This window comes from Microcystis sp. M083S1, assembly GCF_020246405.1.
Taxonomy (GTDB): Bacteria; Cyanobacteriota; Cyanobacteriia; order Cyanobacteriales; family Microcystaceae; genus Microcystis; species Microcystis aeruginosa_C.
Window position 1 is genome coordinate 1 of record NZ_JADBTB010000113.1, and the last position, 11,056, is coordinate 11,056.

The window sequence follows — 11,056 nt, forward strand, 5'->3', positions numbered from 1 at the left end:
AATACAATTACTGGAGACCTATTTTTTGATGGGGACGGGACAGGTACAATAGCAGCCATTCAAATTGCAACTCTTAGTTCTAAACCCACTCTTACCGCCTCTGATATACTTGTATTAGTTTAATCTTAATACAGCTTGTAGGGTGCGTTAGGCAGCTCATGAACCCAACAACCGTCAATACCTAGAAAACGGGTTTCTCGGAGAAACCTGTTGTCTGGACTTTAAGACAAAAAACGTTTCGCTGACAAACTCTATAAAGAACGTAGGTTGGTTTGAAGCATGAAACCCAACGCCTGCTCATGTTAAGCTACCGCTAACTCATCCTAAAAATAATTGTGCCTCCCTAACAATTAATTGAGATTACTTACTTACAAGCCCAAAATATGATATAGATATTTCTATAAAATTGAGCTGCAGCCTTTCACTGATTACTGAACACTAAAAGGTCTCCTATCTCAACTAGAAAATTAATTTTTCACGACTACTTATAGTTAATCATGTATTTCTGGCAATTTCGTGTTTATCAGCGTCCTTTGCTGCGTCCCCTACAAACCCATCACAGACTATGGCAAATTAGGGAAGGAATTATTATTCGCTTAGAAGCTGAAGATGGACGTATTGGATGGGGAGAAATTGCTCCTTTACCTGAATTTGGTTCGGAAACATTATCGGCAGCAATATTATTTTGTCAAAGTCTCGAAAATCCCCTATCAATAAATTCAATTTTTTCTATTCCTGAACAATTTCCCGCTTGTCAATTTGCCTTTGAATCAGCTTTAGAAGATTTAAGTATAGAAAATCAATCAATAGAATTAGAACCGAAAAATTATAGTTATTTATTGCCCACTGGTGCGGCAGTATTTCCCTGTCTGGATGATATTTTAGCCGCCAATCAAACTAATACTTATAAATGGAAAATTGGAGTCAATTCTCTCAAGCAAGAGTTAAACTTATTTGAAAAATTAATTACCCGATTACCCAGGGAAATTAAATTGCGTTTAGATGCCAATGGGGGATTAAGTATTACTGACAGTAGAATCTGGTTAAAAATTGCCGATGAATCTAAAATAATTGAATTTATCGAACAACCTTTACCCCCATCTCAATTAGCGGAAATGTTGCAATTAAGTCAAGATTTTACCACGGGGATTGCTTTAGATGAATCGGTGGCCAATCTTCGACAAATAGAGGAATGTTATCAACAGGGATGGCGGGGAATTTTTGTGATTAAACCTGCTATTACTGGTTCAATACAAGGGTTAAGAAATCTCTGGGGAAAATATCCCTTAGATTTAGTATTTTCCTCCGTTTTAGAAACTAATATCGGCAGAAAATCCGCTTTACGTCTAGCCCAAGAATACCCCAGAAAGGAGCGGGCTTTAGGTTTTGGTGTGCAACAATGGTTTAATAATAGTGACCCCGATTGGTTAGAAAAACTGTGGAAGACATCAGCAAACAATTAGCATATCTCAGTCAAAAAGATTGGTTATATGGATACAATAGCCAGAAATTTTATCAATTATATCATTCCTATTCTCGGCAATTTATCGCCGCAGATAATCCTCGATTAACTATACTTCTGTCCGAAGGCAATCCCATTAAATTCTTAGCGATATTCTTGGCTGCCGTCAGTGCCAAAAGTTGCCTATTTCTAGCTAATCCCGACTGGAAAACTAACGAATGGCAACAGGTTTTCTCTCTGATGCAACCCGATTATATTTTGGGCGAAAATATCAAGGTTTTTAACTATAATTCTCCTCCTGTCAATCCTGGGACTAATTCTCTGATGATACCCACGGGAGGAACATCGGGAAAAATTCGCTTTGCTATCCATAACTGGTTAACTTTAACTGCTTCTGTCAAAGGTTTTTCTGAATATTTTCAAGTCAAGCAGGTTAACTCTTTTTGCTTACTGCCCTTATATCATGTTAGTGGTTTAATGCAGTTTCTAAGAAGTTTTTTAACAGGGGGATATTTTGCTGTTATTCCTTACCATAAAATCAAGCAAAAGCGCATAAATACTCTCAATCTTCAAGATTATTTTATCTCCTTAGTTCCCACTCAATTACAATTTTTTCTAGAAAATGATCCTCGATGGTTAGCCAATTTTAAAACAGTTTTACTAGGAGGTTCCCCTGCATGGCCATCTTTACTAGAAAAAGCTAGAGAATATAATATTCCTCTGTCTCCCACCTATGGAATGACGGAAACTGCCTCACAAATTGTCACTCTTAAACCAGAAGATTTTCGACGAGGCAATAATAGTAGTGGACAGCTATTACCCCATGCTCAGATAAAAATTAATCCCGATAACCAGAAAATTATTATTGAAGCGAAATCTTTATTTTTAGGTTATTATCCCCATCTTAATCAAGCAAGCTACTTCGAGACCGATGATTTAGGTTACTTGGATGAAAGTGGTTATTTATATATCATTGGCCGCGATAGTCAAAAAATAATTACCGGAGGAGAAAATGTTTATCCTTTTGAGGTAGAAACTGCCATTAGACAAACTAATTTAGTTAAAGATGTGGTGGTTTTAGGATTGCCAGATTCTCGATGGGGACAGGTAATTGTGGCTTTTTATGTACCCGTCAACTCTCAGATATGCCAGACAATTATTCAATCCCAGATTAAAGATAAATTAGTCAATTATAAACTGCCGAAACATTGGATAAAATTACCAGAGATACCAAAAAGTCCCCAAGGGAAGATTAATCGAACCACTTTAATTAAATTAGCTGAAACTTGTTTTGACACCGAGTCAAACCCCGGACGATACTTATAGCAGTTATCTTAATGGTGAGTTATGAGATAACCACTGTCTTCTATGCTGGTAGTTAAAGGATGAAAACGAACTCGACGCTTTTGCTTGTCGTAAAGCATAGATAGTATCGGCAGCCAAATTTTCGATTTCAAAGTCTGGCAAAGTTCTAAATTCTTGTTTTTCCTCCGCTTCTAGGGGAGGTTCTCGGAAAAAGAATAAAGCGAGAGGACGTTTATATATTTCTGCTAACTTTTCCAATTGACTATAAGCAGGAAAGTCCTCTCCTGGCTCCCATTTCTCGATAACAGAAACATCTTTTTTAAACTTGACCGCCACAGACTCAAGAGAATATGTCGTCCTTTCTCTTGCCCACTGGATTATCTTGGGATTAATGCCTGTCAGTTTGTCGCCTATCAGTTCATCTTATCATCAAGAGATAGAGATTTCTAGCTTAATTGAGCTACATAATAGTTTATTTGTACTATATAATTACCCAAAATAGAGACAATGTACTGAGTTCTGGATAGGTCAGCGAGGGATTGATAACTTTTTCCTATATAAAAAACCAGTGAAAAGCTTGACATTGGCCAAAATCCCCGGACAATGTTAAGTTAAATTAACCAATAGCCTAGGCTTGTATTTAAGGAAAACCCCTTATGGTAGCAACACCAGTTCAACAGAAATACGACATCAAAGATATTAGTTTAGCCCCCATCGGCAAACAGCGCATCGAATGGGCCGGACGGGAAATGCCCGTTTTGCGTCAATTAGCCGAACGTTACGCCATCGAAAAACCCTTTGCTGGACTGCGTTTAGTCGCTTGCTGTCACGTTACCACCGAAACCGCTAATTTGGCCATCGCACTCAAAGCCGGTGGCGCCGATGCGTTACTAATTGCTAGTAATCCCCTTTCCACCCAGGATGATGTGGCCGCTTGTTTAGTCGCTGATTACGGCATCCCCGTTTATGCAATCAAAGGGGAAGATAACGACACCTATCACCGTCACGTTCAAATCGCCCTCGATCATAAACCCCAGATTATCATCGATGATGGTTGTGATGTGGTAGCCACCCTAGTTAAAGAAAGAAGTCACCAATTACCCGACATTATCGGTACTACCGAAGAAACTACCACCGGTATCGTCCGTTTGCAAGCCATGCTCAAAGCCGGGGTATTATCCTTCCCCGCAATGAACGTTAACGACGCAGAAACCAAGCATTTCTTTGATAATCGCTACGGTACAGGTCAATCTACCCTTGATGGTATCATTCGCGCCACCAATATCCTCCTCGCCGGTAAAACCGTGGTTGTGGCTGGTTATGGTTGGTGTGGTAAAGGTGTCGCTATGCGGGCCAAAGGTTTAGGCTCTAATGTAATTGTCACCGAAATTAACGCCGTGCGTGCCATTGAAGCGGCGATGGACGGTTTCCGGGTTATGCCCATGGATGAAGCCGCCAAGGAAGGCGATATCTTCATCACCGTTACTGGTAACAAGCACGTTATCCGGGCCGAACATTTTGACCTGATGAAAGATGGGGCGATTGTTTCCAACTCCGGTCACTTTGATATTGAAATCGACCTGCAAGCTTTAGGGGCAAAAGCCGATAATGTCAAGGAAGTTCGCAACTTTACCCAACAATATAGACTAAAAAGCGGTAAATCCGTCGTTGTTATCGGTGAAGGTCGCCTAGTTAACCTGGCAGCCGCCGAAGGTCATCCTAGCGCCGTTATGGATATGAGTTTCGCTAACCAGGCGATCGGTGTAGAATACTTGGTTAAAAATCAAGGTAAATTGGCCCCCGGCATCTACTCGATTCCCTACGAATTAGACCAAGAAATCGCCCGCTTGAAACTGCAAGCCATGGGGATTGAAATCGATACTCTCACCGAAGCCCAATTAGAATATATCAACTCCTGGACTTCCGGAACCTAATATAAGTTATCAGTTATCAGTTATCAGTTATCAGTTATCAGTTATCAGTTATCAGTTTTCAGTTATCAGTTATCAGTTATCAGTTTTCAGTTTTCAGTTTTCAGGAGTTAGGAGTCATGAGTCAGGAGTCAGGAGTCAGTACCCGCCACTTCATAATTCATAATTCATAATTCATAATTCCTACTTCCTACTTCCCACTCCCTTTTTTTACTTTTAAACTGTTTTCTAAATCCTCAAAAAATATGACTGAATGGATTACAAATACAATGACTTCTATGGGCTATTTAGGCATAGCCCTATTAATGTTTTTAGAGAATCTTTTTCCTCCCATTCCCTCGGAATTAATTATGCCCCTGGCGGGTTTTACCGTCCATGAGGGACAAATGGAATTTATTCCGGCAGTGGTAGCGGGGATTTTTGGTACGGTCATCGGAGCGCTACCTTGGTATTATCTCGGTCGGGTTGTGGATGAGGAAAAAATTGAAAAACTAGCCGATAAATACGGCAAATGGATTACCGTTTCCGCTAAAGATATTCAAAAAGCTAATCAATGGTTTAACCGTCACGGCAGTAAAGCGGTTTTACTCTGTCGTTTGGTCCCCGGAGTACGAACTTTGATTTCCCTACCCGCCGGGATGAATCACATGGCGATGATTCCCTTTTTAGTTTACTCCACCATCGGCACGACCCTCTGGGTCGTTTTTTTAACGGCAGCAGGTTACTTTTTAGGGAAAAATTACCCCCTTGTGGAAGAATATCTGGCTCCTGTGTCAAAAATAGCTCTACTTGTCCTCGTTATCTGGTTTATCCTCTGGATTATCCGCAAACGTAACCGCCGGTATGAGTAAATGTTGATGAGAGGTGGTGTTTTACGACGGATTGTCACCTTCGAGTCAAAGCAGCAATTTTTGTATTCTAACGCGCCCTACGTTTTACTACGTTTTACTGCTTATAAAGGGGCAAAAGGATAAGAATATACGAGGTTTTAATATGCCAACAATTAAACTACGTTCTCAGATTGGTAGAGATGGAATCTTACATTTAGATATACCGTCCGATTTTAAAGACACTGAAGTAAATGTTACAGTAACCGTTGAAGCGGTTCAAGAAGTCAGTGAAGATTTAGCAAGTAGAAAAGAGGAAAGAAAACCTCGCTATAATGCCTGGGGCAACCCAGTAGTAGAGCAATCTATTACCCAAGCTATTTCAGGAATGCGCCGCCTTCAAAAAACTGTAGCTTTACCTAAAAGTGAAATTCGTGCCATGCGAGAAGAAGGGAGGCGGTTTTGATTGAGTTCGTTTTAGATTGTTCGGTAGCAATTAGCTGATGTTTGGTCGATGAAGATAACGATTATGCTAACGCAGTATTAGACATAATGCCAAACGCCGAAGCATTTGTTCCCGAAATTTGGTCTTTAGAGATTGTCAATACTCTCCTAGTCGCAGAAAGAAGAAATCGGATGACGGTCGAGCAAACTCAAGCATCGATTAATTGGTTACAGTCTTTACTTATTACTATTTTTGGATTACCGCCGCGATGATTGGATTTTTCTGGGAGGTCAGGGATTCATGAGGAAAGGATGATATATAATGATAGTCTATGACAGAGAGAGACATTAAATACTGTTTGGTATTAGGAGAAAAGCTTTGCCACTGATTAAAATACCAAGGAATTATCTGATTGCTGAAGATGAAAATTTTATTACAGCAGACGTGCCAGATTCACTGCTTCAGCTTTGGCAAAAAGATTATCAAAAGGTGGTTAAAGCCAAAGGTATTCTTAAGGATAAAAAAGCGGCAATGCTATCTCATGTAGAGTCTCTTCGTCGGGAGTGGGATGGATGAAATACGTCTATGATACCAATATTTTTATTTATTATTTAGCCGATGACGATATAGTTACTTCTTTTTTCTCCCAAGCTTTTTTGAGTTTGCATCAGATTTTTATCTCACCAATTGTCAGAATTGAGTTACTCAGTTTTCCTACTTTGTCTAAGGAAGAAGAGCAGATAATTGAAGATTTACTCTCACAGTTTGAATTAATTCCCATATTGAGAGAAATTGAATATCTGACTATTCAACTGAAACGACAGTATAAAATCAAGATTCCCGATGCCATTATTGCCGCAACAACATTGAGCCAAAATGGATGTTTGGTCACTAGAAATGTTGATGATTTTAAGGGTATTTCTGGTTTAAATATTAAAAACCCGTTTATTGATGAGGGGTAAATAATAGTAGAAGAGCGAGAATTAAAAGTTGACTTATCTGCAAAGTAGCTTACTACTGGAAACCGATAGCTTGATGACAGCAACCAGTGCCAGGTATTGAAGTAGGAAAAAGCCTATGTTTTCGTTCTATAAATCTCCAAAACTAAGCTTGACAAATTGCCTGAAGTTGTTATATCTTACAGGTTACGAGTCTTTGCGCGAGAGAAGAAAAAACGAGAATCGACCAAAGACCCCCTGTTCCCTTCTCAGATCCACACGCTACGGCTAGGAACATCTCGGCGGGAAAGTGCGTTAGCTAATTCGTACCAACTCCATTTTCCTTTTCCTTTTTCAACTAATTGGAGAAGCACCAATTCAAGTTGGGTTAACTGTACGGTATCTTTCATGATTAATCCTCTATACTTGGGTGAAATAAAACGCCAAATCCTTCTTTTAAACCATAATCTTCAAGGGTTGCTGTGTGAGCATTATTCCACAATTTGTAAGCCAGATCGGGATCGGGTGGCTGTCCAGTGGGATAGCCTAGTTTTTTATTTCTTGATAGGATAATTTAAGAATTTTACCTCCCGCTTTAGATGGTTCAAATAACCTTCCGCTAATAGCTTCTTTCTCTTGCATTATAGATTAATTCATCAGTCCTTTATTTTGATTTTTTAATTTCAGTAACAACCATTTTTCACGAGAACAACCTTCCCCAAAATCCTTTTTCAAGATTTTTGATCCTGTCGAGAGCCTTACGATACTCTTCCATATTGCCTTGCTGCGAGTAAAGTTGTGCCGCTTGATTGTAGTCTGCGATCGCACCTTGGTAATCTCCTAAGTTTTTCTTGGCAAACCCGCGATTGCGGTAGGCATGAGCATAGTCGGGTTTGATTTTAATGGCTTGATTGTAGTCTGCGATCGCACCTTGCTTGTCTCCTAAGTTTTTCTTGGCAATCCCGCGATTGTTGTAGGCATCAGCAAAGTCAGGTTTGATTTTAATGGCTTGATTGTAGTCTGCGATCGCACCTTGTTATCAAGGTTCTGGTATCTCCAACTGACGAAAAATTCTCACAGCAGTAAACTCTACAATTTCTCTATGTCGAGGGATGGCTGTGCGCCGACCATTGAGTGGATTTTCCCAGATGGAATGTTCACTTCCTTCTCGTACCAATTGACAACCCTGTTGACTGAGATAACGCAACAAATCTCGACGCTTCATGAGGCTATCAAAGTCGGTACAATTTGGACATGGGTTGATGCAGAAAATATTAGATAAATTGGTTCTTCTAAATCCGCTTCTGGGTCTGTTAACAACTCATTAGGCAAGGGTAAGGATTCCCCCCTAGATATATTAACTTCTGCCATGTCCACCAGCGCACTGGCTAAGGAACGGCGTACTGCTGCTAGATCATTTCCCCAGGAAATCACGCCAGGGAAATCCAAGACTTCTCCATGGACTCCCTGTTCCAGAAATTTATACATTGCTTTGTAGGTAAGCATCCAATTTATACTCCTTTCTTTCACCGAATTTTTTGATTAATAGATTAAGAACTGAACAAATTGGGAAAAAGCCTATGTTTTCGTTCTAGAAATCTCCAAAACTAAGCTTGACAAATTGCCTGAAGTTGCTATATCTTACAAGTTACAAGTCTTTGTACGAGAGAAGAGAAGAAAAAATTCTTCTTAGTTGGAATGATTATTAAACCAATACTTTTCCCTAATCCAAAAGCAGGGAGGTGACCTTGGACGGCATTTTGTGAGAAGTTTAGGTTATGGCGGTTCAACCAATTTCCTCCTTCTTTCCAGCCGACGCTATCACCGAATTCTTGCCATATCTCCTCATTATACTCTCTCTTCCCCCCAAGACTCTCATAAATTTCTTTCTGGATGCTGAAGCCAAAATTGCCATTACTGTAATGTAGCCAGAGTTGATTGATTATCCGTAAATCTTCACAGGGAAAGCTATCGATATCCTCTATTCTTAACCATCCTGAGCTTGTTCGACCAGCCGCCTGACACATGACTTTACCTGTTTCTTCGTCTGCTTCCTTCCATTTTCCTGCTGCTAGCAAGTCACGAAGTTTGGTGTAGTTAATGCCCCTTTTACTTTTCAATTCTACTTCATTACGAGGAGAGCGAACCGTAAACTCACTTCCTAATTCAGATCGAACTCTATCAAAAAAACTAGCAGGCGGCAGTTTTCCCCCCTGTATATCAACTGTCTGAATTATTCCAACTTCTAGCCAACGGCTACCCTCTAACAAAAGGGGGAAAATGGGCTTTTTTAACTCTAAAGCAAGAGCCAGTTCGCAGTTTACCCAATGAGAGTTTTTAGAGCGAGGAGACATCACCAGCATAAAAACCTGACTTTTTCTGAGGTTTTCTTCAATCACTCTTGGCCATTTATCCCCGTAGTCAATTTTGTTATCTAACCACCAGGGCAATTCGTGCTTTGTAAGAGCCTCTAGCAGCTTATTTACATAGGCTTGGTCTTGACGACTGTAGCTAATAAAAATAGACATTCCCAGAAACTCCTAATCTAATTTTCAACCCCAGCAATCTCTGCTAGAGCCAGTGCATACCGACTTAAATCCTGCCTGAGAGCCTCTAACTCCCTTCGCAATTCAGGTTCTTCTGTCCATTGCTGCTCGTATTCCTTGGGACTGACATCAGCAGGACGCTTCGCTTCCCAAACCTGTAAGCGAGGATGCCACTTGGCTAGAAAACGGCGCAACCCCCGATTCAGGACAGCGATCGCAATACCGCCCACTGAATTGCGAGAAGCCCCCACATCGGGACCAGCTTCCTTGAGAATCTCGCCGGTTGTCCCAAATAAACTATACAGCGAGTTCAAAGCCTCACGCAGCAGCCCTTCTTCACCCTCCAGTGGCTCTACAGCAATGCGAGTCACCAATTCCACATAAAGTGACCATGCAGCCCTTCTCTCAGTCGGATCTGCCTCCCATTCGGCTGAACCAATACCAAAAGGAAGACTGACAGACACTTTCTTCAATACAGCCGGATCGCCCTTCATCTGTTTCCCCTCGCCTCAGCCTCTAATGTTGCCATTCTCCTTTCCAATTATATGACGGGATTTAGCTTATTACTCCCAATATTGGGCTGGGTGGAGAGTGGCGATTGTCCTGAAAAAAACGGCTCCGACTAGATGCAGAAATCGTTAGAATAATCAAAGAATGACTTCTCCTGAACGATAGTCATTTCCGAAACACAACAGGCTCTTTTCTTCTCTCTGTCTCTAGTTAAATTTGTCCCCACTGGGCAAAAATTAGCCAAAATGAGCCAAATAACCTCTCGAAAAGTTCCTCTGGGAAGTTCGATTTTTCCTCATCAACATCGCCTTTCTGCTGAAGAAATAGCGAAAATTGAGGCTGAGGATAAAGCTTTAGCTCGGCGTTGTCGAGAGATTTTTGACCGCGTTTATCCACAATTAGCAGGGGAATATTATGACTGGTTTATTGTCATTGAGCCTGAGAGTGGGGACTATCGCTGGAGCAAATTCTTGATGAAGATTTTCTGACTTTTTAAATATGATTGTTCCAAACTTACCGTACAAAATCAAAAAAAGAAGACAATTATTGCCGACCAATAAAAAACAATTTTGAGGCAGAATGATAAAGTAGCTCATGTTATCAGAGCGATCGCCGCTTGGGATCAAGGTTCTGGTCGGTAATGCGTTATCCTCAGAAAAGGGAAACTCAACTTTACTAGGCATAAGCAGATGCCCCTTGGTCATCCTGAATCATCTGCATCAGAATGTTTGCAGCTGCCGTTGCGTCCTAGGGCCACCAAATTGGGTACTCTGATGCGGAGAAGATGAATTGTAGTTCAGCGTCTGGGATTTGTGTGGCTAGGAGTTTAAAGAGTGTTGACATCCTCACCGCCGGGGCTGGGCGGTGAGGATGTCAAAATTTTTCATAATTGACAGGGTGGGCATAGCCTACCCTATTTTGTTGAAACTTTTAGCACTCTAGTTCACAATAACTGGACTTCCCCGTTGACAAAAAGCCATAACCCGTGCTGTAGAAAGGATTAAGAAAATTTCCAGCGCCCCGTTACTGGGTACAAATCAGAGAAACTTCCAATAAATCTAACGCTTTTTGTTGCAGTTGGGTCGGTCGAGT

At 40.8% G+C, this 11,056-nt stretch carries 16 protein-coding genes and 1 pseudogene; 10 read left to right on the top strand and 7 right to left on the bottom strand.

Features of this window, described 5'->3' with window-relative positions:
• Positions 1-497: 497 nt before the first annotated feature.
• Both IM450_RS11640 and IM450_RS11645 read left to right on the top strand, forming a co-directional pair.
• Positions 498-1,463 carry an o-succinylbenzoate synthase gene (locus IM450_RS11640; RefSeq protein ID WP_287668211.1) on the top strand — a complete coding sequence of 322 codons (966 nt, stop codon included), beginning with the start codon at positions 498-500 and terminating at the stop codon, positions 1,461-1,463.
• Positions 1,439-2,788: a 2-succinylbenzoate--CoA ligase gene (locus IM450_RS11645; protein WP_287668226.1), complete on the top strand. Its 1,350-nt coding sequence runs from the start codon at positions 1,439-1,441 to the stop codon at positions 2,786-2,788. Before IM450_RS11640 ends, IM450_RS11645 begins: the two co-directional genes overlap by 25 nt.
• 75 nt (positions 2,789-2,863) lie before the next feature.
• Here the strand turns inward: IM450_RS11645 and IM450_RS11650 are convergent.
• Positions 2,864-3,181 (bottom strand): annotated as a pseudogene (locus tag IM450_RS11650) (helix-turn-helix domain-containing protein); the annotation flags it as partial.
• 242 nt (positions 3,182-3,423) lie between these two features.
• Here IM450_RS11650 and ahcY point away from each other — a divergent pair.
• The 7 genes from ahcY (at position 3,424) to IM450_RS11685 (ending at position 6,932) form a co-directional block, all read left to right on the top strand.
• A complete protein-coding gene (gene ahcY, locus IM450_RS11655) occupies positions 3,424-4,701 on the top strand; it encodes an adenosylhomocysteinase (protein ID WP_002732258.1) in 1,278 nt (425 codons plus the stop codon).
• Positions 4,702-4,943: 242 nt separating this feature from the next.
• Entirely contained in the window at positions 4,944-5,549 is a 606-nt protein-coding gene (locus tag IM450_RS11660; RefSeq protein WP_002784839.1) for a DedA family protein, read from the top strand.
• Positions 5,550-5,672: a hypothetical protein gene (locus tag IM450_RS11665; RefSeq protein WP_287709531.1), complete on the top strand. Its 123-nt coding sequence runs from the start codon at positions 5,550-5,552 to the stop codon at positions 5,670-5,672.
• A gap of 19 nt (positions 5,673-5,691) precedes the next feature.
• A complete protein-coding gene (locus tag IM450_RS11670) occupies positions 5,692-5,991 on the top strand; it encodes a hypothetical protein (RefSeq protein ID WP_002795863.1) in 300 nt (99 codons plus the stop codon).
• Positions 5,992-6,077: 86 nt separating this feature from the next.
• On the top strand, positions 6,078-6,242 hold the full coding sequence (locus tag IM450_RS11675; RefSeq protein ID WP_223211133.1) for a type II toxin-antitoxin system VapC family toxin: 165 nt from the start codon (positions 6,078-6,080) through the stop codon (positions 6,240-6,242).
• A 106-nt stretch (positions 6,243-6,348) separates the two neighbouring features.
• Positions 6,349-6,546, top strand: a complete 198-nt coding sequence (locus IM450_RS11680; RefSeq protein ID WP_002789758.1) for a hypothetical protein — start codon at positions 6,349-6,351, stop codon at positions 6,544-6,546.
• Positions 6,543-6,932 (top strand): type II toxin-antitoxin system VapC family toxin, encoded by a 390-nt coding sequence (locus IM450_RS11685; RefSeq protein ID WP_002801881.1) that lies wholly within the window; start codon positions 6,543-6,545, stop codon positions 6,930-6,932. Before IM450_RS11680 ends, IM450_RS11685 begins: the two co-directional genes overlap by 4 nt.
• A gap of 245 nt (positions 6,933-7,177) precedes the next feature.
• Here IM450_RS11685 and IM450_RS11690 read toward each other — a convergent pair whose 3' ends face one another.
• The 6 genes from IM450_RS11690 to IM450_RS11715 form a co-directional block, all read right to left on the bottom strand.
• Positions 7,178-7,318, bottom strand: coding sequence for a hypothetical protein (locus IM450_RS11690; protein ID WP_164502940.1), 141 nt, complete (start codon positions 7,316-7,318; stop codon positions 7,178-7,180).
• A 290-nt stretch (positions 7,319-7,608) separates the two neighbouring features.
• Positions 7,609-7,935 carry a tetratricopeptide repeat protein gene (locus IM450_RS11695; RefSeq protein WP_287668228.1) on the bottom strand — a complete coding sequence of 109 codons (327 nt, stop codon included), beginning with the start codon at positions 7,933-7,935 and terminating at the stop codon, positions 7,609-7,611.
• Between the two features lie 12 nt (positions 7,936-7,947).
• Complete coding sequence (locus tag IM450_RS11700; RefSeq protein ID WP_002734683.1) at positions 7,948-8,133, bottom strand: type II toxin-antitoxin system HicA family toxin; 186 nt, start codon at positions 8,131-8,133, stop codon at positions 7,948-7,950.
• Positions 8,130-8,414 carry a type II toxin-antitoxin system HicB family antitoxin gene (locus IM450_RS11705; protein ID WP_002734253.1) on the bottom strand — a complete coding sequence of 95 codons (285 nt, stop codon included), beginning with the start codon at positions 8,412-8,414 and terminating at the stop codon, positions 8,130-8,132. The genes IM450_RS11700 and IM450_RS11705 overlap by 4 nt, the downstream gene beginning before the upstream one ends.
• 128 nt (positions 8,415-8,542) lie before the next feature.
• A complete protein-coding gene (locus IM450_RS11710; RefSeq protein ID WP_287668220.1) occupies positions 8,543-9,436 on the bottom strand; it encodes a GUN4 domain-containing protein in 894 nt (297 codons plus the stop codon).
• A gap of 17 nt (positions 9,437-9,453) precedes the next feature.
• The gene (locus tag IM450_RS11715) at positions 9,454-9,948 is read right to left on the bottom strand and encodes a hypothetical protein (protein ID WP_287668223.1); all 495 of its coding nucleotides are present in this window, start codon (positions 9,946-9,948) and stop codon (positions 9,454-9,456) included.
• A 261-nt stretch (positions 9,949-10,209) separates the two neighbouring features.
• On the opposite strand from IM450_RS11715, the gene IM450_RS11720 reads away from it, so the two are divergent.
• A complete protein-coding gene (locus tag IM450_RS11720) occupies positions 10,210-10,452 on the top strand; it encodes a hypothetical protein (protein ID WP_272072090.1) in 243 nt (80 codons plus the stop codon).
• The last annotated feature ends 604 nt before the right edge of the window (positions 10,453-11,056 follow it).

Excerpts from the sequence above, each read along its gene's own strand:
- IM450_RS11690 (WP_164502940.1), bottom strand. The coding sequence starts at position 7,318 with ATGAAAGATACCGTACAGTTAACCCAACTTGAATTGGTGCTTCTCCAA.
- IM450_RS11675 (WP_223211133.1), top strand. The coding sequence starts at position 6,078 with ATGCCAAACGCCGAAGCATTTGTTCCCGAAATTTGGTCTTTAGAGATT.
- IM450_RS11660 (WP_002784839.1), top strand. The coding sequence starts at position 4,944 with ATGACTGAATGGATTACAAATACAATGACTTCTATGGGCTATTTAGGC.
- IM450_RS11715 (WP_287668223.1), bottom strand. The coding sequence starts at position 9,948 with ATGAAGGGCGATCCGGCTGTATTGAAGAAAGTGTCTGTCAGTCTTCCT.
- IM450_RS11705 (WP_002734253.1), bottom strand. The coding sequence starts at position 8,414 with ATGCTTACCTACAAAGCAATGTATAAATTTCTGGAACAGGGAGTCCAT.
- IM450_RS11665 (WP_287709531.1), top strand. The coding sequence starts at position 5,550 with ATGTTGATGAGAGGTGGTGTTTTACGACGGATTGTCACCTTCGAGTCA.
- IM450_RS11720 (WP_272072090.1), top strand. The coding sequence starts at position 10,210 with ATGAGCCAAATAACCTCTCGAAAAGTTCCTCTGGGAAGTTCGATTTTT.
- IM450_RS11710 (WP_287668220.1), bottom strand. The coding sequence starts at position 9,436 with ATGTCTATTTTTATTAGCTACAGTCGTCAAGACCAAGCCTATGTAAAT.
- IM450_RS11685 (WP_002801881.1), top strand. The coding sequence starts at position 6,543 with ATGAAATACGTCTATGATACCAATATTTTTATTTATTATTTAGCCGAT.
- ahcY (WP_002732258.1), top strand. The coding sequence starts at position 3,424 with ATGGTAGCAACACCAGTTCAACAGAAATACGACATCAAAGATATTAGT.
- IM450_RS11670 (WP_002795863.1), top strand. The coding sequence starts at position 5,692 with ATGCCAACAATTAAACTACGTTCTCAGATTGGTAGAGATGGAATCTTA.
- IM450_RS11700 (WP_002734683.1), bottom strand. The coding sequence starts at position 8,133 with ATGAAGCGTCGAGATTTGTTGCGTTATCTCAGTCAACAGGGTTGTCAA.
- IM450_RS11640 (WP_287668211.1), top strand. The coding sequence starts at position 498 with ATGTATTTCTGGCAATTTCGTGTTTATCAGCGTCCTTTGCTGCGTCCC.